Source organism: Amycolatopsis pretoriensis (assembly GCF_900107925.1).
Classification (GTDB): domain Bacteria; phylum Actinomycetota; class Actinomycetes; order Mycobacteriales; family Pseudonocardiaceae; genus Amycolatopsis; species Amycolatopsis pretoriensis.
The window spans coordinates 395,803-418,758 of record NZ_FNUJ01000006.1; the positions used below are offsets into that span (position 1 = coordinate 395,803).

Here is a 22,956-nt window from a genome sequence, read left to right on the forward strand (position 1 = left end):
AGCTGTAGTGCGAGTGACGCTACACCTGTAGCGCGATGGGTGTCCAGCTACACTGGGCCGACCATGACCGAAACCCGCCGCCGTCCCAACGCCCGTGGCCAGGGCGAACTGCTGCGCGACGAGATCGTCACGGCCGCGGTGCGGATGCTCGACGAGCTGGGCGACGACGAAGGGCTCTCGCTGCGAGCCGTCGCGCGCGAGGTGTCGATCGCGGCCACGTCGGTCTACCTGCACTTCCCCGACCGCGACGCGCTGGTCCTGGCCGCGATGCGGCGCTGCCACGAGGACCTCGTCGGCACCGGCGACGCGGCCGCGGCGGCCGCGCCGGACCCGGCGGCCGCGCTCCGGGCCCGGATCCTGGCGCAGGCGACGTGGGCGCGCGAGCACTCCGGGCTCTACAAGGTCCTGCACGAAAGCACGGTCCACCGCCGGCACGGCATGCCGTTCAAGGAGGTCATGGTCGCCCGCACGACCGAGGCGGTCCAGGCGTGCATGGACGCGGGCCTGGCCCCGGCCGACGACGCCGCGACCGTCGCGATCGACCTGCGGACCGCCGTCAACGGCATGCTCGCCCAGCGGATCAACGAGCCGGACCTGCCGTGGCCGCCGGCGGTCGAGCAGGTCGACCGGTTCCTGGTGAAGCTCGTCGGCCTGCACTTGTGATCAGTCCGGGAACCGGCTTGGGTGGGCGGGTATGAGCCTCCAGACGGTGGTCCCCCGGATGGTGGTGCGCGACCTCGTCGCCGCCGTCGCGTTCCTGCGTTCGGTGTTCGGCGCCACCGGCGAGGTCGAAAGCGGGTACGGAGACCGTCGCGCGATGGTCCACGACCCGTTCGGCAACGTCTTCCAGATCGCGCACCGCCGTGGGTGACAGCGTGCCGAGGTTGCGCCAGGTCGTCCTCGACGCGACGGACGCGCCCGCGCTGGCCGAGTTCTACCGGCGGCTGCTGGGGTTCACGCTCCGCCCGGGCGACGGGGACGACTGGGCGGTGTTGCTCGACGCGTCGGGTACCGCGCGGCTGGCGTTCCAGCAGGTCGCGGCGCTGCCGCCGCCGACGTGGCCGGACGGCCCGCGGCCGCAGATGCTCCACCTCGACCTGACCGTGGAGACGCGCGCCGAACTGGACGAGCAACACGAACGGGCGCTGTCGCTGGGCGCCCGGTTGCTGGCGGACAACGCGGAGGACCCGGAAGAGCCGCTGCGCGTCTACGCAGATCCGGCGGGCCACCCGTTCTGCCTCTTCGTCGGCTGATGCGCAGGCCCCGGGTGAGGGAGCGCCGGCAAAGGTCCAGTGCCGGCACGGTTTCCGCGCCGCGGCGAGCAGGGCGGTGTCCTCCTGGGGACGGTAGACGCCCGGCAGCCGCAGCAGCCGCGGCGTGGGCGAAAGGACGACGGGCCGGGCGGCCACCGAAACGCACGTCCTCGGGCCGGCCGTGCGGGACGGCGAGTTGTGCATCGATTCCGACGCGCTCGCCCAGGGCGGGTGAGCTACTCCCCCGTGCTGCCGTCGATCGACTCGCGGATGAGGTCGGCGTGGCCGTTGTGGCGGCTGTACTCCTCGACCATGTGGACCAGGATCCAGCGCAGGCTCGGCGAAGTGCCGTCGCGCCGCGTGTGCTTCGAGGGCTGGGAAAGATCGCCGTTCGTCAATGCCTCCGCGTACCGCTGGCGGGACCGCGCGACCGCGTCCGCCCACAGCTCGCGGAGCTGGTCCGGCGTGTCCTGCGCCGCGGAATCCCAGTCCCAGTCCGGGTTTTCGCGCCAGTCGACCGTGTTCCACGGCGGCGCCGGCTCGCGGTCGAACAACACGCAGGAAAACCAGTAGTCCTCCACGTACGCGAGGTGCTTGAGCAGCCCGCCCAGCGTCAGCGTGGCCGGCGCGTGCGTCGCGCGCAGACCGGCTTCGTCGAGCCCGGCGCACTTCCACGCCAGGGTGTCGCGGTGGAAGTCGAGGAAACCGAGCAGGATCGCGGCTTCGTCGCCGTCGACGGGCGGCTCGGTCCGCCCCTGGTCGTCCACTGAGGTCACGGGCGCCGACTCTACCGAAATTGTCGGACCCCTCCGCTAGGTTTTCCGGCATGGCTGAATTCGTGTTGGCAGCAGGCGCTTGGCTCGGTTCGTGGGCGTGGGACGACGTCGTCCCGGGGTTGCGCGAAGCGGGGCATGGCGCGCACGCGGTGACCTTGTCCGGCGTCGCCGAAAAACGGGACGTGCCCGCGGGACAGGCGAGGCACGTGCAGGACATCGTCGACGTCGTCGCGCAAGGCGACCTGCGGGACGTCGTGGTGGTCGGGCACAGCTACTCCGGCATCCCCGCCGGGCAGGCGGCCGAGCGGATCGGCGACCGGCTGAAGCGCGTGGTGTTCGTCGACTCGAACGTGCCCGCCGACGGTGAGTCGTTCACGTCCGTCTGGTCCGAGGCGCAGGTCGCGGCGCTCACCGAGCGCGGCTTCTGGCCGCCGTTGGCGGCGGAAGACTTCGCGGGCCAAGGGCTTTCCGACGCCGAGATCGCCCGGATCGTCGAAGGCGCGACCCCGCACCCGGCCGCGTCGCTGACCGAACCGGCCGAGCTCGCGCGGCCACTGGGCGAGCTGCCGGCGACCTACGTCAAGTGCCTGCTCGACGGCGAAACGCCAAGCCCGGATGTCGTACGGCTGCTGGAAAGCGACCGCTGGGAGCTGGTCGAGCTGGGCACCGGGCATTGGCCGATGCTCTCGCAACCGAAGGAGCTGACCGCGATCCTGCTCGGCGCCGCGAAGGCGTGATCACGGCGTGAGCGCGCGCACGTCCCAGATCCACACCCCGCCGACGAACTCCGCCGGCTTGCGCAGGAGGAGCTCCACAGTGGACTTCAACGCTTCCTGGTTCTGCCGCGGCCCGACCACGAGCACGTCGGCGTTCCAGGCTCGCAGGTCGGTCAGGGCCTGGGTGCGGTCGGCTTCGGTGACGTCCGCGGCCTGCCCCGTCTTCTCCACCTCGGCGAACAGGTCCGAGGTCGGCAGGGGCACCGCGCCGTAGCGGCCGCGGCGGTCGGTCGGCGAGGTCGGGCCGACGAAGTAGCCCTCCGGCATCGGGTACCCGAGGCCCGCGTCGACCTGCCAGTGCAGTGGCTCGGCCTCGCCCGTGCTCGGCAGCGGGACCGGCACCAGCGAGCCGCCCGGGGCGATGTACTGGCGCCAGATCCCGTCGGCGAAGAAGGGCGGCGAGAGCGGGCGTTCGTGCGTCACCAATTCCGTCGGCGCGATCGGCAGCAGCACCGCCACGACCGCGCCGATCCACACCATCTTCAGGGGGAACCGTTGCTTGCCTTCGAGGGGTTCCGGCTGTTCGGCCGCCGCCGTCCACACGCGGTGCGTCGCGATCGCCAGGAGCCCGCCGACCACCGGGATGCAGCCCATCGCGAGCCGGGACTCGAGCAGCGAGTCGAGCAATGGCAACTGCCCCAGCCACTTCCACGGCCCGGGGATGCCGGTGTCGTCGTGCGCCACCGTGATTTCGATGCCCAGCGAAAGGAGAGCCATCACGTACATCGTGATCGCCAGCGCGCGCGAAACGACGTCGCGCCACAGCCAGATCGTCACCATCACCATGAGGACGATCAACGGCCAGCCGAAGAACGCGTTCTCCTCGGTGCGGTTCATCGAGACGTCCGCGGCCGCTTCCGGCGCGCCGGCGATCGACTGCGTCGCGAAGCGGGTGAAGGCCGCCGTGTCGTTGCCCGCCGACCCGTGCAGCAGCGAGTGGAAGCTCTGCGGGCCCATGAACTGCCAGTACAACGGGAACCCGGCGATCAGCAGTGCGACGACCGCGCCGACGCCGATCCCCTTGCCCAGCGGCGCCAGCATGCCGCGGATCTCCGCGCGGTGCGGGATCAGGTAGGCGATCGCGAACACGATGAACGTGAGCGCGAAGATGGCCAGCGGTTCTTCGCCGAGCAGGATCTGCCACGCGACGAGCAGCCCGAGCCAGATGCCGTTGCGGATCGGCCGTTCGCCGTGCGCGATCTGAATGGTCTTCAGCGCGATGAACGGCAACACGAAGAGCACGACGAAGTTCGGGTGCGCGTTGCCGTGCGAAATCATCGGCGGCGCGAAGCCGCAGAAGGCGCCGCCGATCGCGGCCGCCGTCCGGTTCGGCACCAGGTGGCGGGAGAAGACCCAGTACCAGCCGGTCGCGGTGCCGGCCAGGCCGGCGGTGAGCACGATCGCCCACGTCAGCGTGGCGCCGAAGGTCAGGGTGATCGGGGCGAGCGGGATGTTGAGGCCGAACATCGCCGCGTTCGCCGCCATGTTGACGCCGAGCGGGTAGTTCTGCAGGTCCGTGGTGAACGGGTTCTGGAAGTGCAGAACGGACTTCGCGACGACCGTCGAGTACCACTCCCACTGGCTCTGGTCGGCGGCGCCGTTCCAGAGGTAGCCGCGCTTGAGGTCGAACCAGAGCCCGTTGTAGAGCAGGATCGTGAAGAGCAGGAAGCCGCCGGTGATGGCGGAGTCCTGCCACGCCCAGCGCTTCGGGCCTTCGGGTGGTTCGGGGGTGGGCGGGACGAGTTCGGGGACGGCTTCGGACTTCAAGCTCACGGTTCGACCACCCTGGCGATGAAGTGGAGGGCCCCGGTGCCGGCGTGCCGGACCAGCAGCAGGAACGGCCGGTCGACCGTCACGGTGACCGGTTCGTCGATGATCATCGAGGTGAGGCGCATGGTGAGCGCGGTCGCCGCGGCTCCCTCGAAGCCTTGTTCGTCCACCCGCAGCACGGCCTGGTGCAGCACCTCGGACACGGTGAGCCGCGGGTCCGGGGAGAGCCCGCTCAGGTCGGCCTCGTCGGTGAACATCGTGCGGACGCCGAGCCCGCGCAGCACGCCGGTGAGCGAGCTGGGGACGTCGAGCGAGATCTTGGGCAGCGCGAGCTCGACGGCCTTGGCCTTGAGCCGGCCGAGCAGGCTTGTCAAGGCGGCCTGGTCGAGGGCGGCTTCGGCGTCGGCGAGGTCGCCGTCGGGCAGCAGGACGACGGCCTGCAGGCCCCCCGCGGCGACCAGCTGGACGGCCTGCCAGCCGGCGGCGTGCGCGTAGCCGACGCGCTCGCCGAGCCACATGGTCGGCACGTCCCGCGTACCGGACGGCGCGTGGAAGGGCGCGTCGGAGGTGTTCGCCTCGCGGAACGGCAGCTTCCAGGCGGCCTTGAGGTAGAGGGCGTTGACGAGCACGGCGGCGACGTCCCGGTCGATCGAGCCGGGCGGCAGCAGCTGCGGGATGAGGCCGCGCGTGGTGCGTCCGACATCGGCGTTGACCAGGGCCCGCGCGGCTTCGGGATCCTTCTCGAAGGGCGCGCTCGCGACGGCGGCGCCGGGCCACTCGGCCAGCTCGGCCTTGAAGGAGTCTTCGAGCGGGAGGCGATCGTCGGCCCACAGGGTGTTGGCGACGGCGAGCTCGGCTTGGTCCCCGCGGCTCTCCTCGACGAGTTCGGCGGCCGCGCGCAGGAGAGAGGTCTGTTCGCCGGGATCCCCGAGCAGGGCGACGAGCTCATCCCGGGTCCGCCCCCGCGCGGCCCGCGCGGCGAGGGTCAGCGCACTGGCCACCGAGTAGGGGGAGAAGCAGAGGTTCCCGCCCTCGGCACCGAGGGCCCGGTGGACGGCGAGGGCGAACCGGAGGTGGCTGTCCGTGGCCATGCGGGCGAGAGTACCGGAACGGTTGACGCAGCCGGGCGGCCACGCGGAACTCCGCCCACGGGTGACAAATCCCCCGCGGGTGATGGCACAGCCGGGTGCTAGGACCACCGCGCGAACAGGTCCGGGACGAGCCGGACCAGGCCGGGCGCTGGTCCGCTACCCGGGGCCGCCGCACGCGCCGCGGGCAACCGGACGCGCCGACGCGACGGCCGATCCCAACCCGGCGCAGCAACCGCCCGCACGCCCCGCGACGGCCGATCGCAGCCCGGCGCGGCAGCCGCCCGCACGCCCCCTCGACAGCCGATCACAGCCCGGCGCGGCAGCCGCCCGCACGCTTTCGCGACAGCCGACCACAACCCACCGCAGCAGCCGACCGCACGCCCCCACGACAGCCGATCCCAACCCAGCGCAGCAGCCGACCGCACGCCCCGCGACGGCCGATCGCAGCCCGGCGCGGCAGCCGCCCGCACGCCCCCTCGACGGCCGATCACAGCCCGGCGCGGCAGCCGCCCGCACGCTTTCGCGACAGCCGACCACAACCCACCGCAGCAGCCGACCGCACGCCCCCACGACAGCCGATCCCAACCCAGCGCAGCAGCCGACCGCACGCCCCGCGACGGCCGATCCCAACCCGCCGCAGCAACCGCCCGCACGCTTTCGCGACAGCCGACCACAACCCGCCGCAGCAACCGACCGCACACCCCCACGACAGCCGATCGGCCGCGAAGGTGCGCGGCAGCGAGCCGCCTCCGGCGCGGCAGCACCGTGGCTCCGCGGCCGTGCTCGCCGCGTCAGCGGTGGTGCCGGGTCACATGCCACGAATGCCACGCGTGAGCCTGCGCATCCGTCAAAGACGCGACCTGATCGATCACCACCCTCAGCAACCCGGCATCGTCCCGCGCCGCGTCCCAGGCCGGTACGAACAGCGGGTCCAGCGACTCCGGGGCCCGCCGAGCCAACGCGTGGACCAGCTCCACCAGCAGCTCCCGCTGCCCCTCCTGCATCGCCAGCCGGCGGCGGTCGCTCATCACGTACCGCAACGCCAGCGCCTTCAGCAGCGCCACCTCCGCCGCCACCTGGTCCGGGACGCACAGCCGCGCCCGGTAGCGGCCCAACGGTCCTTCGCCGAACTCCGCGCGCGTTCCGGTGACCGCCGCCGTCGTGAACCGGCCGACCAGCTCGCTCGTCAGCCTCTTCAACGCCACCTGCGCGCCCGGGGAACCGTCCGGTTCCGCCGAGGCCAGCGCCGCCACCACCGGCAACGCCAGCAGCTCCGCCGCCGCATCCTCCAAAGTGGACACCGACTGCGCGGAGAAGTGCTTCGCCGCTGCCTCGGCGACGGCCGCGCGCTCGTCCGGGTGGGCCAGCACGCGCAGCTTGATCCGGCCCGCCAGCACGCCGTCCTCGACGTCGTGCACCGAATACGCGACGTCGTCCGCCCAGTCCATGATCTGGGCCTCCAGGCACGTCCGCTCCGCCGGTGCCCCGGACCGGAACCACGAGAACACCGGCACGTCGTCCTCGTACACGCCGTACTTCGCCTGCCCCGGCTTGCGCGGCCACGGGTACTTCGTGGTCGCGTCCAAGCACGCACGGGTCAGGTTGAGCCCGACCGGGTCGCCGGAATCGGACAGCAGCTTCGGCTCCAGCCGCGTGAGGATCCGCAACGTCTGCGCGTTGCCCTCGAAGCCGCCGCACGCGGCCGCCACCTCGTCGAGCGCGCGCTCGCCGTTGTGCCCGAACGGCGGGTGGCCGATGTCGTGGGCCAGCCCCGCCGTGTCGGCCAGGTCCGGGTCCGCGCCCAGCTCGTCGGCGATGCCGCGGCCGATCTGCGCGACCTCCAGGGAGTGCGTCAGCCGCGTGCGCGGGACGCCGGTGACCTCGGCGCCCTCGCCCGGCCCGACCACCTGGGTCTTGCCGGCGAGCCGCCGCAGCGCCGCCGAGTGCAGCACCCGGGCCCGGTCGCGCGAGAACGCGCTGCGCCCGTCCGCGCGCGTACCGGGCAGCGCCGCGCCCTTCGCCGGCTCCGGCAGCAGGCGGGCGGTGTCGTGCTCCGTGTAGTCCACCCCACCAGCCTAAACGGGGGCACCGACAAAAACTCAGCCCAGGAAAGTGGCGAAGAGGTCGTCGGCCGGGGTCTTCGTCAGCCGGTAGTACAGCAGCGCGCCGGTCTCGCGGACGATGTAGCGGACCTGCGTGACGCGCTCCTGCACGATCGGCCCGCTGTGCGTCGGCGCGGTCCAGGCGTCCAGGCCCAGGTCGTCGGCCATCGTCCGGGCCCGGAACGAGTGCCACGGGTCGCTGACCAGCACCGCCGTGTGCCAGCCGCGCCCCTGCACCTGCTCGGCGACCGCCCGGAGGCTGCGCAGCGTGTCGCTGCCCTCGCCGACCGCCAGCGTCGCGGCGGACGGCACGCCGTGGCGGGTCAGCCACAGCTGGCCGGCGCGGGCCTCGGTGAAGTTGTCCTCGGCCTTCTTGCCGCCCGCGGTGACGATCGTCTTCGCGACGCCCGCGTCGTAGAGCTGCTTCGCCTTGACCAGCCGCGCCGCGTAGATGTCCGAGGGCTTGCCGTTGTACTGCGCCGCGCCCAGCACCACGATGATGTCCGCGGGCGTCCGGTCGTTCTCGCGCGCGACCTGCCAGACGCGGAACGCCGTGCCGCCGACCAGCGCGAGCAGCACGAGGACCGTGCCGAAGGCGATCCGGCGCGCCCAGCTCACGAACGACGGTTTGGTGCGTTCAGCGGTACCCACCCGGCCCATTCTTTCAGAAGCGGCTCAGAGCCAGCCACGCTCCTCCGCGACACGCACGGCTTCGGCCCGCGTCCGGGCGCCGGTCTTGCCGATCGCGGCGGAGAGGTGGTTGCGGACGGTCCCTTCGGACAGGTGCACCGCGCGCGCGACGTCGGCCACCGTGCTGCCGTCCTTGGCCTCCCGCAACACATCCCGCTCGCGCGCGGTCAGCGGGCTGGCGCCGGTGGCCAGCGACTCGGCGGCCAGCGCCGGGTCCACCACCCGGAGTCCACTGTGGACTCGCCGGACCGCTTCGACGAGCTGCTCGGGCGGAGCGTCCTTGACGACGAACCCGGCCGCGCCCGCCGCCATCGCGCGGGCCAGGTAGCCGGGCCGCCCGAACGTCGTGCAGATGATCACCCGGCACGACGGGAGCGCGGCCCGCAGGTCGGCGGCCGCTTCCAGGCCGTCCTTGCCCGGCATCTGCACGTCCAGCAGGGCGACGTCCGGCTTGGTCTCGCGCGCGGCGGCCACCACCTCGTCGCCGGAGCCGACCTGCCCGACCACCTCGATGTCGGATTCGAGGCCCAGCACGGTCGCCAGCGCGCCGCGCACCATGGCCTGGTCGTCGGCCAGCAACACCCGGATCAAGCGAGTCCTCCCGCGGGTTCGGCCCGCGTGGCCGGGGCGGCCGCGCGGGGTTCCGGCAGCGGGACCTCCGCCCGCACCAGCAATCCTCCCCCGGGCTTGGCCGACGCGCGCAGGGTGCCCCCGACCGCGGTCAGCCGCTCGGTGAGCCCGCGCAGGCCGTTGCCCGGGACGACCCCGGTGGCCGTGCCGTCGTCCTCGACCTCCAGCCAGGTGCCGCCCAGCCGGACCTTCACCAGCTTGGCGCCGGAGTGCCGCAGCACGTTCGTCACGGCCTCGCGCAGCACGTACCCGAAGGTCGTCTGGAACTCCGGCCGGACGTTGTCGACGGCGTGCGGCAGGTCGGCGTCGATCTCCGCCGCCCGCAGCGCGGCCCGGGCGCCGACGATCTCGGCCGACAGCGACACCTCGCGGTACTCCGACACGGTGGCGCGGACGTCGGAGAGCGCGCTGCGCGTCAGGCCCTCGACCTCGCGGATCTCCTCGACCGCCCGCGGGATGTCCCCCGAGCTCTCCAGCACGCGCCGGGCCAGCCCCGCCTTGACGGTGATCGTGGTGAGGCTGTGCCCGAGCAGGTCGTGCAGGTCACGGGCGACGCGCTCGCGTTCGTTGGCCACGGCCAGCGTCGCGATCTCCTCGTTGGCCAGCTGCAGCCGCCGGACCGCGCGGACCAGGCTGGACATGAAGAACATCGCCATCGTCACCGAACCGACGGTGATCAGGTCGCCGTAGTTGTCGGCGAAGCGGCCGTCCAGCAGCAGGATCACCGCCCCGAGCAGCAGCGCGATCCCGTCGAGGAGCACCACCCACGCCAGCGGCAGCAGGAACACCAGCGCGGCCGTGCCGTAGAGCATCACGAACGGGTTGACGTCCGCCACGGCGACCACGGCGAGGCCGAGGGCGAGCATCCACACGCTGTAGGCGAACCGGAACGGGCGGCTGCGGTCGAACACCACCGGGAACAGCGCGTAGGAGACCGCCACGCCGTAGACCAGCACCCACATCGCCACCACGCCGGGCGTCACCCGGTCCACGGCCAGCAGCCGCTTCGTCGCCGGGAGGAGGTAAGGCAGGGTGAACACGATCGACAGGACCGGCCACCGGAGCTTGTCCGGCCCGGTGCGGCCGCGGTTGGGCGGCGGGTCCTCCCACCAGGTTTCCCGCGTGCCCAGCCCGTACTTCCGGTTCAGGTCGTCCTCGGCCATGCTTCCCCTCCGGCCCTCAGACGCGGGCGCTGTCCTTACGGTAACGCCTGATCACCAGCGCTCCGAGCACGACCGTCCACGCCGCGAGCACGCCGACGGCCGTCGGCAGCGAGACCACCATGTCGCTGGTCACGGCGGGTCGCGCGACCTGCAGCACCCAGTACGTCGGCATGATCTGCGCGACGTCGTGCATCCAGGCCGGCATGCCCTCCAGGGGGATCCACAGGCCGCCGAGGAAGCCCATGCCGAGCGTGACGATCATGCTGATCGGCTGCATCGTCTCCGGCGTGCCGAACTGCCCGATCAGCAGGCCCAGCAGGACCAGCGGGAGGGTGCCCAGCCAGACGCCGGCGAAGATCCGGATCCAGCCCGCGGCGTCGAGGTGCACGCCCTCGACGGTGACGGCCAGCAGCGGCACGAGGATCAGCGCGGGCAGCCCGACGAGCATGCCGGAGAGGCCCTTGCCCGCCAGGTACCCGGTGCCGGTGAGCGGGGTCAGCCGCAGCTGCCGCTGCCACCCGAGGGCACGTTCCAGGGCGAGCCGGCCGCCGCTGGTGTTGGCCGCGGCGAACGTCCCGAACGTCATCATGTTGATCATGATCACGGCGGCGAACTGCGCGTGCTCCGGCGCGTCCGCCTTGATGAAGACGTTGGCCTGCAACAGGAACATCAGGACCGGGAACGCGACGACGAAGACCAGGAACCGCGGCTGCCGGAAGTTGCGGCGGATTTCGGTGAGCAGGTAGGTGGTCATCGTACGGACTCCGGGGTCTCGTCGGCGGTCAGGGAGAGGAAGGCACCTTCGAGGCCGACGGCGCCGATCTCGACGTCGTGCACGGCGGGCACCGCGGCCTTGAGCGCCCAGAGCGTCGCGTCGGAGTCGCCGCTGGAGATCGCGACGCGGTCGCCGCGCAGCTCGAACTCCTTGACGCCGGGCAGCGCCGCGATGACGGCGTCGGTGGCGCCCGGGACGGCGGCGCGCAGCGTCCGGCCGCCGGCCAGCGCGCGGACCTCGGCGACGCTCCCGTCCGCGACGACCCGGCCGCGCCGCATCAGCACCACCCGGTCGGCGAACTCCTCGGCCTCTTCGAGGTAGTGCGTGGCGAACAGGACCGTGCGGCCGGACTCGGTGAACGCGTACATCGACTGCCAGAACTCCCGGCGCGTGCCGACGTCCATCGCGGCGGTCGGCTCGTCGAGGATGAGCAGGTCGGGGTCGCTGACCAGGGCGACGGCGAAGCGCACGCGCTGCTTCTGCCCGCCGGAGAGCTTGTTCGCGCGGCGGCCGGCCAGCTCCTCGATCCCGGCGGCGCGCAGCGCCTCGGCGACCGGCAGCGGCTTGCGGTGCAGCGCCGCGACCATGCCCACGGTTTCGGCGACGGTCAGGTCGTCCATCAGGGCGCCGCCCTGCAGCATCGCGCCGATCAGCCCGGCGCGGACGGCGTCGATCGGCTTGCGCCCGAACACGCGGACGTCGCCGCTGTCCGGCGCGGTCAGGCCGAGGATCATGTCGACGGTGGTGGACTTGCCGGCGCCGTTGGGGCCGAGCAGGGCGACCACTTCGCCCGGGGCGATCGTGAGGTCGACGCCGTCGACCGCGTGCACGTCGCCGTAGTGCTTGCGCAGGCCGGTGAGGTGGACCGCGGCCCCCGCCGCCACCGCCTGGGAGTCTGTTTCTCGCATGCCCCCAGGCTGCCGTGCACGAAGCCCGGGTCCCCAGACCGTGCGTCACGACCTGACCGTGACAGGTGTCAGGGGTACCCGGGCCCCGGGTCGTTCAGCAGCCGATCAGGCGGCCGGCCAGGTAGGACTCCAGCTTGTCGATCGCGACGCGCTCCTGAGCCATGGTGTCGCGGTCGCGGACCGTGACGGCGTTGTCCTCGAGGCTGTCGAAGTCGACCGTCACGCAGTACGGCGTGCCGATCTCCTCGTGGCGGCGGTAGCGCTTGCCGATCGAGCCGGCGTCGTCGAAGTCGACGTTCCAGTGCTTGCGCAGCAGCTCGGCGACGGCCTTCGCCTTCGGCGTGAGGTCGGCGTTGCGCGACAGCGGCAGCACCGCGGCCTTGAACGGCGCCAGCCGCGGGTCGAGCTTCAGCACCACGCGCTTGTCGGTGCCGCCCTTGGCGTTCGGCACCTCTTCCTCGTAGTAGGCGTCGATCAGGAACGCCATCATCGACCGGCCGACACCGGCCGCCGGCTCGATGACGAACGGGCGGTACCGCTGCTTCGACGTCGGGTCGAAGTACGACAGGTCCTGACCCGAGTGGTTCGAGTGCGTGGTCAGGTCGAAGTCGGTGCGGTTGGCGATGCCTTCGAGCTCACCCCACTCCTGGCCCGCGTTGAACGCGAAGCGGTACTCGATGTCGACGGTGCGCTTCGCGTAGTGCGAAAGCTTTTCCTTCGGGTGCTCGAAGTGGCGCAGGTTGCCGGCCTTGATGCCGAGGTCGGTGTACCACTTCGTGCGCTCGTCGATCCAGTACTGGTGCCAGCTCTCGTCCTCGCCCGGCTCGACGAAGAACTCCATCTCCATCTGCTCGAACTCGCGCGTCCGGAAGATGAAGTTGCCCGGCGTGATCTCGTTGCGGAAGGACTTGCCGATCTGGCCGATGCCGAACGGCGGCTTCATCCGCGAGGTCGTCTGGACGTTCGAGAAGTTGACGAAGATGCCCTGCGCGGTCTCCGGGCGGAGGTAGTGCAGGCCCTCTTCGGACTCGACCGGGCCGAGGTAGGTCTTCAGCATCATGTTGAAGTCCCGCGGCGCGGTGTACTCGCCACGCGTGCCGCAGTTCGGGCACGGCACGTCGGAGAGGTCGTCCTCGGACGTCTGCTTGCCGCTGCGCGCCTCGTACTCTTCGGCGAGCTGGTCGGCGCGGAAGCGCTTGTGGCACGACAGGCACTCGATCAGCGGGTCGGTGAACACGTTGACGTGCCCGGAAGCCACCCACACCTGGCGCGGCAGGATGACCGAGGAGTCGAGGCCGACGACGTCGTCGCGGCCCTGGACCACGGTCTTCCACCACTGGCGCTTGATGTTGTCCTTGAGCTCGACCCCGAGCGGCCCGTAGTCCCACGCCGAGCGGGTACCGCCGTAGATCTCCCCGCTGGGGAAGACGAAACCACGGCGCTTGCACAGGCTGACTACGGTATCGATGGTGTTCGTGGGCACTCCACGCTCCGGAAAGCTTGCGGGGACGGTTAGCGGACTAGAACGTCCAGGGTATCCGCCGGGGCCCAGCCCTTTTCGCGCAGGCTAGGGCCGGGTCACCAGCGAGGCCGTCACGACGCGGTTGTCCTCGTAGCCCTCGCTGCCGCCGACGTACTCGCCACCGCAGGTGACGAGGAGCAGCTTGTGCGGGCCGTCGGGGTCGAACAGCTGCTCCGAGCGCCCGGCGAGCTCGGATTTGTGGATGGTCTCGGTGGTGTCGATCTTGTACACCCAGGCCCCGCCGGCGGCGTCGGTCAGCTTGACCTCCTGGCCCTGCTTGACCTGCCAGAGCTCGTTGAACGGGCCTTTCTTGCCCTTCCAGTTCACGTGCCCGGAGAGCAGGGCGACACCGTGGTCGGCGCCGAGCTTCGCGCCCCACCAGGCGGCCTCGTCGAGGCCTTCGGGGATCTTGAGGGCGCCGTTCGCGTCGAGGTCCTCCTGGACGAGCTTCGCGGTGCCGCCGCTGGGGAGGGCGAGGTTCGCGGGAGCCTGGCCGGTGTCCTGCTGGGGCTGGATCGCGGCCGGCGTGGGCGTGGGGGTGCCGTTCGCGCCGGCGGGTTCATCCTTTCCGGTGAAGATGAGCAGGGTCGCGACGAGCGCCGCGACCACGAAGGCGCCGGCGACCCCGACGATCCACCAGCGGCCGGAGCCGTTCTTCTCCGCCGGGTTCCGCTCCTGCATGCTGCTCCTTCGCTGGTCGTGCCGTTGCGAAGGTTCACATGCGGTGAGGGGCGGCGGGGGTTGCAGCGGATCGGCGGACGTCATGAACGACTCGTTCAGGACGCCGGACGCGGTGAACGACTCTTTCATGACGTCCGGGCGGGGGTGAGGCCGTGGTCAGCCGGTCGGGCGGGTCACCAGCCTGGCCGTGACCAGGCGGTTCTCGTCGTACCCCTCGGTGCCGCCCACGTAGTCGCCACCACAGGTCACCAACACCAGCCGGTGCGGGCCGTTCTGGGCGAACCACTTCGCGGCCTGCTCCGGCAGCTGCTCCTTCGGCAGCGTCACCACGTCGTCCACCCGGTACACCCAGCGGCCCCCGCGGGCGTCGACCACGCTCACCTCGTCGCCGCCGCGCATGCGCCACAGCTCGTCGAACGGGCCTCGCCGCCCCTCCCAGTTCACGTGGCCGGACAGCAGTGCCGCCCCCTGCGCCGCGCCCAGCTTCGCGCCCCACCAGGCCGCGTCGCCCAGGCCGCGCGGGATCGGGAGCACGCCCCGGTCGGTCAGCTCCGTGCGGACCAGGCGGGCGGTCGCGCCGTCCGGGAGCCGGACCGTGCCCGGGCGCTGCTGCGCCGCGGACTCGCTGTCGGCCGGCAGCACCGCCGGGGCCGCGTTCTCCCCCGGCAGCGAGCCGGGCGGTGGCGCGGCGGCCTGCGTGGCCGTCGGCGGCAGCCAGGTCAGCACCACGACCCCGGCCGCGAACGCGGCCACGGCCAGCGCCGCCGAGACGGCGGCCAGCCCGGTCCGCAGCACCTAGTCCGTCCCGGTCTTGCGCCGCCTGCCGAGCAGCAGCGCGACGGCCCCGAAGAACACCCCGCCGAACAGCAGGCCGATGCCGAGCGGGACGCGCGAGCCGTCGCCGCCGGTGTCCGGCGCGGCCGCGCCGAGGTAGCCGGCCGGGACCTGCGTCGGCACCGGGGCCTGCGTGGCGCCCGTGCCACCGCCGGTGCTGCCGGCGGCCTTCGCGACGAAGCCCTTCGGCACCGAGCAGCTGACCCCGCCGAGCACGATGTTCGTCTGCACGTCCTGGAGCGCGACACCCGCCGCGTCCTTGACGTGCGTGGTGATCTCGACGCGCCAGCCGGCGACGGCCGTGTAGTCGCCGCCCCGCCAGCCGTCCTGGCGGATCAGCTGGTCGAACGCGGCGACGCGGGTCAGCCTGAGATCGGAGACGCTGGTGTCCTTGCTGGCGTTCGTGATGTCGCCGGGCGGGCCGAGCCGCAGGTTCTTCAGCTCGAGCCCCGCGGTGCCGCCGGGCATCGGGACGATGCCGAGCCCGCCGCCCTGGCGCACCCACAGCCGGTTCACCGCCGACGTGCCGGTGAGCTTCGACGGGCTCGTGCAGTCCACCGACGTCTTCGCGCCTTCCAGCACGAGCACCGTGTTGTCGGACGGTTTCGCGCCGCCCTGCCAGGTGTCGCGCAGCGCGTAGTTCGTCTCGGCGACGGCGGTCGGCACGGTGGTCGCCTGCAGCGCGGCGACGACGTTGTGGTCCCGGCTCGGGACGCCCGCCGGGTAGGGGTTGCCGTTGCTGTAGCGCCCGAGGTCGATCTGGTAGTGGCCGCCGAAGGTGGCGCGCTCGCCGTCGTCCTTGGGGACCATGACCCGGTCGGTGCCGAGCTTGGACTGGCCGGGCAGCAGCGGGGAACGCTGGGTTTCGGTGATCAGGGCGCCGCCGCGCTGGCCCTCGCCGCCGATCCGGACCGACGCGATGTTGGCGAAGGAGACGGGCCCGGTCTTCTCGTCGACGGCCTGGCTCTGGGCGCCGGCGACCCCCGTTCCGGCCAGCGGGAAGAGGACGGCCGTCAGGACGGCTGCTTTCGTCACGAAACGGGTCATGTCTCCCCACTGCATCTGCTCGGGCGGGTCGCCAGCGTACGAGAAGCGACGAAACGCTCCGCGACAACCTTGCACCGTCCGCCACCACATGCGAAGCCGAAGTGGCAATATCCCACGAACTCACCCGAACGGGCTAGTACGACCGGCCGTAGTCCGCAGGCGAGGTGACGGAACGGGGTCCCGTCCGGGGGAACACTAGGATGGGCCGTGCCGTTATCGGCAATGACTACGGAATTCATGTCGCGGCGACGAGCGGAGGCGGGTATGGCGACGGTGACCGGGGGTGGCGCCCAGCCGGGGCTCGCGGAGTGCGCCCCGGCGGCCGCGGCACCGGCGCACCCGCCGGCGTCGGTCCTGACGGACGCGGGCGACCTGCTGCGCGCGCTGGCGGCGCCGGTCCGGATCGCGATCGTGCTGCAGCTGCGCGCGGCCGACCGGTGCGTGCACGAGCTGGTGGACGCCCTCGACGTCGCGCAGCCGCTGATCAGCCAGCACCTGCGGGTGCTGAAGACGGCCGGGGTGGTCCAGGGCGAGCGTCGCGGCCGCGAGGTCGTCTACCGGCTCGCCGACGACCATCTGGCGCACATCGTCGTCGACGCCGTCGCGCACGTGCAGGAAGGAAAGTGATGAACGCCGCCGCGCCGCGCAGCCAGGCCCCGGTGCCCGGGCGCCGATCGACCCGCCAGCGGGCGGCCGTCGTCGAGCTGCTGAGCAAGGTCAACGACTTCCGCTCGGCCCAGGAACTGCACGACGAGCTGCGCAAACGCGGCGACGGCATCGGCCTGACGACGGTGTACCGCACGCTGCAGTCGCTGTCGGAGGCCGGCGAGATCGACGTGCTGCGCACGGACTCGGGCGAGGCGATCTACCGCCGCTGCTCGGCGCACCACCACCATCACCTGGTGTGCCGCCTGTGCGGCCGCACGGTGGAGGTCGAGGGGCCGGCGGTCGAGCGCTGGGCGGAGAAGATCGCCGCGGAGCACGGCTTTTCGCAGATCTCGCACACGGTGGAGATCACCGGGACCTGCGCGGAGCACTGACCCACGCCGGCGCCGCGCTCCGCGGAAGGTCGAACCGCATGAACGACCCGTTCATGCCACCGGACGCGATGAACGACCCGTTCACGACGCCCGCCGCCCGCCAATCCCGGGCTAGAGCATCGCGCGGACCGCAGCCCGGCGCGGGGTTTGGCCGCCTCAGTACTCATACGGGTCCTTCGGTGCGGCGACCGTCGTGATCGACGCCGGCGTGAAGTCCGGTGTGTAGCTGTTGCTCTTCGTCGCCGTGCCCGGGACGACCTGGCCCGTCACCTGGATCCACGCGTCGCTGGCGAGGTGGTCGGCTTCGCCGCCGCGGAGGTGGACCGTCACCGGGAACGCGTCGGCCGCGCAGCAGCTGATCACCAGGCGGGCCAGCAGCGTGTTGCCGCCGGTGTGCACGACGAAGCCGGTCAGGGAGATCGTGCGGCCGTCGAGGGTTCCGGACGCGTCCCAGCCCGCGCGGCTGACGAACTCGTTGACCGACAGCGGCACGACGTTCCCGGCCGGCAGGGGTGGGAACGCTGCGGCGTTCGCGGCGGCCGCGCTCGACGGCGCCCTCGCCTCGGTGCGGATGACCGAGTCGGCGCCCAAAGCGGGTGGGGCGACGAGGAAGACCGCCAGGACCGGCACCAAAAGCAGCCAGGCGGACCGCGTGGCGTGGGAGTGGCCGGCGTGGTCATGGCCGGCAGAGGCAGGCCCGCCGGCGCCATGGCCGGCAGGGGCAAGGCCGCCGCGGTCAAGGTCGCGGTCGGCGGCCGCAGCCGGCTTGGCGCCCGCGGCCGGCTCGGCCACCGCGGCTAGCTCAGCCACGGTGGCCGGCTCGACAACCGCAGCCCGCTCGGCAACCGCAGCCGGCTCGACGAGCGCAGTCGGCTCGGCCACAGCGCCCCGCTCCACCCGAACCGCCGGTTTCGCCCGCGCCGCAAGCAGATCTCGCACGATCGCCACCGCGCCCAACACCACCATCACCGCCCCTCCCGCGATGATCCACGGCTGCTGCGCCGGCTTCACGTACCTCAGATAATCACCGTTGACCGCGATCTTCACCAGCGCGCCACCCAGCAGCACCAGCAGGATGTTCTGCGTCTCGCGCTTCACGCCACCCCCACCACCAGACCGGCCACCACCGCGCACGCCGCCGCCACCACGAACGTCGCCGGGGCGAACCGGACCGCGAACGACTTCCCGAACGTCCCCGCCTGCAACGCGAACAGCTTCACGTCCACCGCCGGACCCACCACCAGGAACACCAGCTTCGGCAGCAGCGGCAACGCCGTCAGCGACGCCGCCACGAACGCGTCCGCCTCGCTGCACAGCGCCAGGACCACCGCCAGCACCGCCATCACCACGATGCCCAGCACCAGCTGGTCGCCCAGCACACCGAACCACCGGGCCGGCACCAGCACGTTCAGCGCCGACGAGATCAGCGCCCCCAGCACCAGGAAGCCGCCCGCCTCGACCAGGTCCGTGCGGGCCGTCTCCGCGAACACCCGCCACCGCTGCCCGCCCTCGACGTCGGGCAGCCGGCGCAGCGCGCGGGACGTGATCCACTCCAGCTTGCCCCAGCGGGCCCACAGCCAGCCCATCACCATCGCCGTCGCCAGCGAGCCGGCGAAGCGGGCCAGCACCATCTCCGGTTTGCCCGGGAACGCCACCGCCGTCGCCACCAGGACCACCGGGTTCACCGCCGGCGCCGCCAGCAGGAACGTCAACGCCGCCGCCGGGGCCACGCCCTGGCCCATCAGCCGGCGCGCCACCGGCACCGAAGCGCATTCGCACCCCGGCAGCGCGACGCCGGCCAGCCCCGCCACGCCCACCGCCGCCCCGGCCCGCCGCGGCAGCACCTTCTCCAGCACCCGGGCCGACACGAACGCGGCGATGGCGCCGCTGATCAGCACGCCCAGCACGAGGAACGGCAGCGCCTGCACGCAGACCGCGACGAACACGGTCGAGCCCGTGCGCAGCGCGGGCACGTCGAACGCCCGCTGCAGCCAGCCCTGGCCGAGGATGGCGATCAGCAGGACCGCGCACAGCACCTCGACCGAGCTGATCCGGAACCGGCGGGTGCGCCGGTCGGTATCGGAAACCATGTTCACGACGGCGATAATGCCAGCCGGGTCCGACACCGAGAGCACCGCACAGCCGCGAACGGTCGGAAAAGGCCGTTTTCCGGCCGGAATTTACCTTTCGCGGCGCCGGAAAACCCCGTGTGGGTTACTCGCCGGGCACGATTCCCGGCAGCTCCGTCCGCAGCTGCGACGCCGTCGACACCACCAGCATCAGCAACGTCCCGAGCGCCGCCGCGTCCAGGCCCGCCGCCGGGAACGCGTACCGCAGCGTCACGTCGAGCCCGCCGTCGGAATGCCCGACGCCGAGCGTGCCGAAGAGGCCTTGGCCCGCCCGCTCGGCGACCGCGACCGACAGGTCCGGGCGGTCCGGCAGGTCCCAGCCGACCACGCAGGTCAGCGAGAGCACGGTGAGCCCCTCGCCGAGCCGGGTCGCCTGGATCACGCAGGGGACGTCGCCGTGGGCGAACGTCAGCGCGCCGTCGTCGTCGACGCGCACCTCGAGGTACCGCTCGAGCGCGTCTTTCGCCTGCGTCAGCAGCTCCGCGGTCTCCGCCGCCTCGGTCGCGCTCACGACGAGGCCGCCTGGTCCACCGCGCCGCCGAACCGGCGATCCCGCTTCGCGAACTCCAGGCACGCGCGCCACAGGTGCGTGCGATCGAAGTCCGGGAACAGCGTGTCCTGGTAGACCATCTCGGCATAGGCCGACTGCCACAGCAGGAAGTTCGACGTCCGCTGCTCGCCCGAGGGCCGCAGGAACAGGTCCACGTCGGGCATGTCCGGCTGGTAGAGGTACTTGCCGATGGTCTTCTCGGTGACCTTGCCGGGGTCCAGCTTGCCGTCGGCGACGTCGCGCGCGATCCGCTGCATCGCGTCGCCCAGCTCGGCGCGGCCACCGTAGTTGACGCACATCGTCATGTTCAGCGCCGTGTTGTGCTTGGTCTTCTCCTCGGCCGCCTGCAGCTCTTTGATCACCGACGCCCACAGCTTCGGCCGCCGCCCGGCCCACCGGATGCGCACGCCGATCGAGCCGAGGTAGTCGACCTGGCGGCGGATGGTGTCGCGGTTGAAGCCCATCAGGAACCGCACCTCTTCGGGGCTGCGCTTCCAGTTCTCCGTCGAGAACGCGTACACGGAGAGCCACTTGACGCCGATCTCGACCGCGCCCGCGGCGACGTCGATCATCACCGCTTCCCCGCGCTTGTGGCCTTCGATCCGCGGCAGGCCGCGCTGGTTGGCCCAGCGGCCGTTGCCGTCCATGACCAGCGCGACGTGCTTCGGGACCAGCTCGCGCGGGATTTCCGGTGGCTTCGCGCCGGACGGGTGCGGATCCGGGGCCCGCAGCTCGTATCGCGACGCCTTGCTCTCGCGTCCCCTGCGCAGCACTGCGAGCCTCCCTGGATGGGTGAAACCGGTCGGCCCGACCCTACTGCCCGGGTCGCACGCTCTCCCGGGCGCGTCGCTCGACCAGGGGAAGGGACCGGAGCTGACGCTCCAGATGCCACTGCAAGTGGGCGGCGACCAGGCCGCTCGCGTCGCGGCGGGTGCCGGGCAGCGTCGACTCGGCCATCGTCCACTCGCCGTGCAGCAAGGCGGTGAGCAGGTCCAGGACCTCGGGCGCGGGGTGCACGGAGCCCGGGACGCGGCAGTCCTGGCACATCGAGCCGCCGGCGGGGACGCTGAACGCGACGTGCGGGCCGGGCAGGCCGCAGCGGGCGCACTCGGTGAGCGCGGGCGCCCAGCCTTCGTAGGACATCGCGCGGAGGAAGAACGCGTCGAGCACGAGCGACGGGTCGCGTTCCCCGGCGGCCAGCGACCGCAGCGCGCCGCAGACGAGGAGGTAGAGCTTGAGCACCGGCTCGCCCTCTTCGGCCGAGAGCCGGTCCGCGGTTTCGGCGATCGCGCTGGCCGCGGTGTAGCGCTGGTAGTCGGCGACCAGCGGCAGCTGGAACGCGTCCACGGTCTCGACCTGGGTGATGACGTCGAGCGTGCGGCCGGTGTAGAACTGCACGTCGACGTGGCCGAACGGCTCCAGCCGGGCCCCGAACCGCGACGACGTCCGCCGCACGCCCTTCGCGACGGCGCGGACCTTGCCGTGCCGGCGGGTCAGCAGGGTGACGATCCGGTCGGCCTCACCCAGCTTGTGCGTGCGCAACACCACCCCGGTGTCGCGGTAGAGGTTCACCACCCCGACATCGTCCCACTTCGGGGTGATGCCGGGGTGGAGCGCCCCGCGGGAATCAGCAGTAGGAGTAGCCGTAGCAGGTGTACGTCGTGGCGGTCACCGCGACGATGATCACGATGATCGCCGTGACGCAGCCGATGCCGCCCAGGATGCTGGAGATCAGGCAGAGCGTCTTGGTGGTGCGCGACGCCTGCTCCGCCATCATGTAGTTGCCCTGCATCTTGTACGTGCCGACCTCGTTCGACTTCATGATCGCGAAGATGCCGAGGATCAGGCCGCCCAGGAAGAGCGAGGCGATCGCCCAGCCCTTGTAGTCCTTGATGGCGTTGAGGTCGCCGCCGCCGGGCATGCCGTAGCCGGGCGCGCCGAAGCCACCGGACGGCGGCTGGCCGTACGGCGCGGGCTGGCCGTAGGCGGGCATCCCGCCCGACGGCGGGCCGTAACCGGGCTGCTGCGGGAACCCGCCGGACTGGGGCTGCTGGCCGTAGGGCGGCTGCTGCTGGCCGTAGGGATTGGTCATGAACTGGTACCCCAACTATTCGTGAACGTCCGCCGGGTCACCCCGGCGGTGGTGCGAGAAAGGCGTGCCTCAGTGGTGCGGCGGCTGGTCGTTCGGCGGCTGGCCGAACCGGCCCGGCTGGATCTTCTGGGTCTGCCCGGCGTCGCCCTGGCCTTCCGGGCGCAGCATCTGCGTCCGCTCGGCCTGCTCGTCGAACGCGGATCCGCCGCCCCCGGCGGAGTCCGGGCGCAGCATCTGCGTGCGCTCGACCTCGTCGAAGGCGGAGCCGCCACCCGGCGGCGGAGCGAGCGGCTGGCCCGGCTGCTGGCCGAAGCCGCCCGGCTGCGGCGTCTGCGGGAAACCGCCGGAAGCCGGTTGCTGCTGCGGGAAACCACCCGGCGCGGGCTGGCCGAAGCCGCCGGACTGCGGCTGCTGCGGGAAACCACCGGACGGCGCCTGGCCGAACTGACCGGGCTGGCCGGGCTGCTGCCCCGGCGGCGGGTACCCGCCGGCGAAGGGCTGCTGCGCGCCGGGCTGCTGCCCGAACGGGGCCTGGCCGGGCGCGGCGTCGGCCTGCACCACGACCGTGCTGACGATCTTGTCCGCGAAGGTCTGGCTCTTGTCGTCCCACAGGGGCCACAGGAAACCGATGTAGCAGGCGGCGCCGTCGGCGATGTGGCACAGGTCGCGCAGGAACGCGGACCCGGCGCCGATCGGCTGCCCGGTCTGCTCGCTGATCAGCTTGATCCCGAGGATCCGCTTGCCCAGCGACTGACCGGTGTTGCCCTGCTGGATCCACCGGTTGTAGACGGCCCAGCCGATCCCGCCGAGCGCACCCAGCCCGTACAGGGTCCCGCCGAGCCCGTAGGCGCCGGAGACGAAGAGGATGACCGCGAGGAGGTAGACGACGATGACCGGCGCTTGGTCGATCAGCAGGGCACCCGCGCGCTGGCCCCAGTTCGCGTAGTTTTGCGGCGCGCCGAAGGGGGTACCCGGCTGGCCGAACGGCGCCTGCTGCCCGAAGGGCGCGGGCTGGCCGTACGGCGGTGGCGCCTGGCCGGGCTGCTGTCCGAACGGTTGCTGGCCGCCGGGCTGCTGCTGCCCGAAGGACGGCTGACCGTAGGGATCGGTCATTGGTTCTCCCCCTC

26 protein-coding genes are annotated in these 22,956 nt (G+C 72.1%); 6 read left to right on the forward strand and 20 right to left on the reverse strand.

Going from position 1 to position 22,956, the window contains the following annotated elements:
• The first annotated feature begins 63 nt into the window (after positions 1–63).
• From BLV96_RS27975 to BLV96_RS27980, 3 genes are read left to right on the forward strand one after another with little or no spacing between them, the layout of a single operon-like run.
• The gene (locus BLV96_RS27975) at positions 64–663 is read left to right on the forward strand and encodes a TetR/AcrR family transcriptional regulator (RefSeq protein WP_086676902.1); all 600 of its coding nucleotides are present in this window, start codon (positions 64–66) and stop codon (positions 661–663) included.
• A 31-nt stretch (positions 664–694) separates the two neighbouring features.
• Complete coding sequence (locus BLV96_RS49980) at positions 695–871, forward strand: hypothetical protein (RefSeq protein ID WP_167379739.1); 177 nt, start codon at positions 695–697, stop codon at positions 869–871.
• 4 nt (positions 872–875) lie between these two features.
• The gene (locus BLV96_RS27980; RefSeq protein WP_244180520.1) at positions 876–1,253 is read left to right on the forward strand and encodes a VOC family protein; all 378 of its coding nucleotides are present in this window, start codon (positions 876–878) and stop codon (positions 1,251–1,253) included.
• A gap of 236 nt (positions 1,254–1,489) precedes the next feature.
• Here the strand turns inward: BLV96_RS27980 and BLV96_RS27985 are convergent, their stop codons facing one another.
• Complete coding sequence (locus BLV96_RS27985; RefSeq protein ID WP_086676904.1) at positions 1,490–2,029, reverse strand: DinB family protein; 540 nt, start codon at positions 2,027–2,029, stop codon at positions 1,490–1,492.
• A 50-nt stretch (positions 2,030–2,079) separates the two neighbouring features.
• On the opposite strand from BLV96_RS27985, the gene BLV96_RS27990 reads away from it, so the two are divergent.
• Entirely contained in the window at positions 2,080–2,766 is a 687-nt protein-coding gene (locus tag BLV96_RS27990; RefSeq protein WP_091389602.1) for an alpha/beta fold hydrolase, read from the forward strand.
• On the opposite strand, the gene BLV96_RS27995 is transcribed toward BLV96_RS27990, so the two are convergent.
• The 12 genes from BLV96_RS27995 to BLV96_RS28050 all read right to left on the reverse strand — a co-directional run bounded on the left by BLV96_RS27995 (position 2,767) and on the right by BLV96_RS28050 (position 16,018).
• A complete protein-coding gene (locus tag BLV96_RS27995; protein ID WP_244180522.1) occupies positions 2,767–4,578 on the reverse strand; it encodes a glycosyl transferase in 1,812 nt (603 codons plus the stop codon).
• Positions 4,575–5,666: a serpin family protein gene (locus tag BLV96_RS28000; protein WP_091389604.1), complete on the reverse strand. Its 1,092-nt coding sequence runs from the start codon at positions 5,664–5,666 to the stop codon at positions 4,575–4,577. The genes BLV96_RS27995 and BLV96_RS28000 overlap by 4 nt, the downstream gene beginning before the upstream one ends.
• Positions 5,667–6,457: 791 nt before the next feature.
• A complete protein-coding gene (locus BLV96_RS28005; protein ID WP_086684783.1) occupies positions 6,458–7,732 on the reverse strand; it encodes a deoxyguanosinetriphosphate triphosphohydrolase in 1,275 nt (424 codons plus the stop codon).
• Between the two features lie 33 nt (positions 7,733–7,765).
• A complete protein-coding gene (locus BLV96_RS28010) occupies positions 7,766–8,419 on the reverse strand; it encodes a YdcF family protein (RefSeq protein WP_086684791.1) in 654 nt (217 codons plus the stop codon).
• Positions 8,420–8,443: 24 nt separating this feature from the next.
• Positions 8,444–9,049, reverse strand: a complete 606-nt coding sequence (locus BLV96_RS28015; protein WP_086684786.1) for a response regulator transcription factor — start codon at positions 9,047–9,049, stop codon at positions 8,444–8,446.
• On the reverse strand, positions 9,046–10,251 hold the full coding sequence (locus tag BLV96_RS28020; RefSeq protein WP_086684789.1) for a sensor histidine kinase: 1,206 nt from the start codon (positions 10,249–10,251) through the stop codon (positions 9,046–9,048). The genes BLV96_RS28015 and BLV96_RS28020 overlap by 4 nt, the downstream gene beginning before the upstream one ends.
• A gap of 16 nt (positions 10,252–10,267) precedes the next feature.
• Complete coding sequence (locus BLV96_RS28025) at positions 10,268–11,005, reverse strand: ABC transporter permease (RefSeq protein WP_091389607.1); 738 nt, start codon at positions 11,003–11,005, stop codon at positions 10,268–10,270.
• Positions 11,002–11,934: an ABC transporter ATP-binding protein gene (locus BLV96_RS28030; RefSeq protein ID WP_208608337.1), complete on the reverse strand. Its 933-nt coding sequence runs from the start codon at positions 11,932–11,934 to the stop codon at positions 11,002–11,004. The genes BLV96_RS28025 and BLV96_RS28030 overlap by 4 nt, the downstream gene beginning before the upstream one ends.
• Positions 11,935–12,028: 94 nt before the next feature.
• Positions 12,029–13,417 carry a glycine--tRNA ligase gene (locus tag BLV96_RS28035; protein ID WP_086679043.1) on the reverse strand — a complete coding sequence of 463 codons (1,389 nt, stop codon included), beginning with the start codon at positions 13,415–13,417 and terminating at the stop codon, positions 12,029–12,031.
• An 84-nt stretch (positions 13,418–13,501) separates the two neighbouring features.
• Complete coding sequence (locus BLV96_RS28040) at positions 13,502–14,137, reverse strand: class F sortase (RefSeq protein WP_086679044.1); 636 nt, start codon at positions 14,135–14,137, stop codon at positions 13,502–13,504.
• A 156-nt stretch (positions 14,138–14,293) separates the two neighbouring features.
• Complete coding sequence (locus tag BLV96_RS28045; protein WP_086679045.1) at positions 14,294–14,932, reverse strand: class F sortase; 639 nt, start codon at positions 14,930–14,932, stop codon at positions 14,294–14,296.
• The gene (locus BLV96_RS28050; RefSeq protein WP_086679046.1) at positions 14,933–16,018 is read right to left on the reverse strand and encodes an SPRY domain-containing protein; all 1,086 of its coding nucleotides are present in this window, start codon (positions 16,016–16,018) and stop codon (positions 14,933–14,935) included.
• 264 nt (positions 16,019–16,282) lie between these two features.
• Here BLV96_RS28050 and BLV96_RS28055 point away from each other — a divergent pair, with 264 nt between their 5' ends.
• Together BLV96_RS28055 and BLV96_RS28060 are read left to right on the forward strand one after the other, a co-directional pair.
• Positions 16,283–16,645: an ArsR/SmtB family transcription factor gene (locus tag BLV96_RS28055; RefSeq protein ID WP_086679047.1), complete on the forward strand. Its 363-nt coding sequence runs from the start codon at positions 16,283–16,285 to the stop codon at positions 16,643–16,645.
• Complete coding sequence (locus tag BLV96_RS28060) at positions 16,645–17,058, forward strand: Fur family transcriptional regulator (protein WP_086679048.1); 414 nt, start codon at positions 16,645–16,647, stop codon at positions 17,056–17,058. The genes BLV96_RS28055 and BLV96_RS28060 overlap by 1 nt, the downstream gene beginning before the upstream one ends.
• A gap of 156 nt (positions 17,059–17,214) precedes the next feature.
• Here BLV96_RS28060 and BLV96_RS28065 read toward each other — a convergent pair whose 3' ends face one another.
• From BLV96_RS28065 to BLV96_RS28095, 7 genes are all read right to left on the reverse strand, one after another.
• On the reverse strand, positions 17,215–18,156 hold the full coding sequence (locus tag BLV96_RS28065; RefSeq protein WP_086679049.1) for a TIGR03943 family putative permease subunit: 942 nt from the start codon (positions 18,154–18,156) through the stop codon (positions 17,215–17,217).
• Entirely contained in the window at positions 18,153–19,148 is a 996-nt protein-coding gene (locus BLV96_RS28070) for a permease (protein WP_167379774.1), read from the reverse strand. The genes BLV96_RS28065 and BLV96_RS28070 overlap by 4 nt, the downstream gene beginning before the upstream one ends.
• Before the next feature lie 124 nt (positions 19,149–19,272).
• Positions 19,273–19,698, reverse strand: a complete 426-nt coding sequence (locus tag BLV96_RS28075) for a YbjN domain-containing protein (RefSeq protein WP_086679050.1) — start codon at positions 19,696–19,698, stop codon at positions 19,273–19,275.
• A complete protein-coding gene (locus tag BLV96_RS28080) occupies positions 19,695–20,510 on the reverse strand; it encodes an isoprenyl transferase (protein ID WP_086679051.1) in 816 nt (271 codons plus the stop codon). The genes BLV96_RS28075 and BLV96_RS28080 overlap by 4 nt, the downstream gene beginning before the upstream one ends.
• Positions 20,511–20,550: 40 nt before the next feature.
• A complete protein-coding gene (recO, locus tag BLV96_RS28085) occupies positions 20,551–21,312 on the reverse strand; it encodes a DNA repair protein RecO (protein WP_086679052.1) in 762 nt (253 codons plus the stop codon).
• A 52-nt stretch (positions 21,313–21,364) separates the two neighbouring features.
• Positions 21,365–21,829: a CD225/dispanin family protein gene (locus BLV96_RS28090; RefSeq protein ID WP_086679053.1), complete on the reverse strand. Its 465-nt coding sequence runs from the start codon at positions 21,827–21,829 to the stop codon at positions 21,365–21,367.
• Positions 21,830–21,898: 69 nt separating this feature from the next.
• Positions 21,899–22,942 carry an RDD family protein gene (locus tag BLV96_RS28095; RefSeq protein ID WP_086679054.1) on the reverse strand — a complete coding sequence of 348 codons (1,044 nt, stop codon included), beginning with the start codon at positions 22,940–22,942 and terminating at the stop codon, positions 21,899–21,901.
• Positions 22,943–22,956: the final 14 nt, after the last annotated feature.

Bases quoted from the DNA above. Each gene is read 5' to 3' on its own strand.
- BLV96_RS27975 (WP_086676902.1), top strand. From the start codon at position 64: ATGACCGAAACCCGCCGCCGTCCCAACGCCCGTGGCCAGGGCGAACTG.
- BLV96_RS49980 (WP_167379739.1), top strand. From the start codon at position 695: ATGAGCCTCCAGACGGTGGTCCCCCGGATGGTGGTGCGCGACCTCGTC.
- BLV96_RS27990 (WP_091389602.1), top strand. From the start codon at position 2,080: ATGGCTGAATTCGTGTTGGCAGCAGGCGCTTGGCTCGGTTCGTGGGCG.
- BLV96_RS28000 (WP_091389604.1), bottom strand. From the start codon at position 5,666: ATGGCCACGGACAGCCACCTCCGGTTCGCCCTCGCCGTCCACCGGGCC.
- BLV96_RS28020 (WP_086684789.1), bottom strand. From the start codon at position 10,251: ATGGCCGAGGACGACCTGAACCGGAAGTACGGGCTGGGCACGCGGGAA.
- BLV96_RS28025 (WP_091389607.1), bottom strand. From the start codon at position 11,005: ATGACCACCTACCTGCTCACCGAAATCCGCCGCAACTTCCGGCAGCCG.
- BLV96_RS28030 (WP_208608337.1), bottom strand. From the start codon at position 11,934: ATGCGAGAAACAGACTCCCAGGCGGTGGCGGCGGGGGCCGCGGTCCAC.
- BLV96_RS28040 (WP_086679044.1), bottom strand. From the start codon at position 14,137: ATGCAGGAGCGGAACCCGGCGGAGAAGAACGGCTCCGGCCGCTGGTGG.
- BLV96_RS28050 (WP_086679046.1), bottom strand. From the start codon at position 16,018: ATGACCCGTTTCGTGACGAAAGCAGCCGTCCTGACGGCCGTCCTCTTC.
- BLV96_RS28055 (WP_086679047.1), top strand. From the start codon at position 16,283: ATGGCGACGGTGACCGGGGGTGGCGCCCAGCCGGGGCTCGCGGAGTGC.
- BLV96_RS28060 (WP_086679048.1), top strand. From the start codon at position 16,645: ATGAACGCCGCCGCGCCGCGCAGCCAGGCCCCGGTGCCCGGGCGCCGA.
- BLV96_RS28070 (WP_167379774.1), bottom strand. From the start codon at position 19,148: ATGGTTTCCGATACCGACCGGCGCACCCGCCGGTTCCGGATCAGCTCG.
- BLV96_RS28090 (WP_086679053.1), bottom strand. From the start codon at position 21,829: ATGACCAATCCCTACGGCCAGCAGCAGCCGCCCTACGGCCAGCAGCCC.
- BLV96_RS28095 (WP_086679054.1), bottom strand. From the start codon at position 22,942: ATGACCGATCCCTACGGTCAGCCGTCCTTCGGGCAGCAGCAGCCCGGC.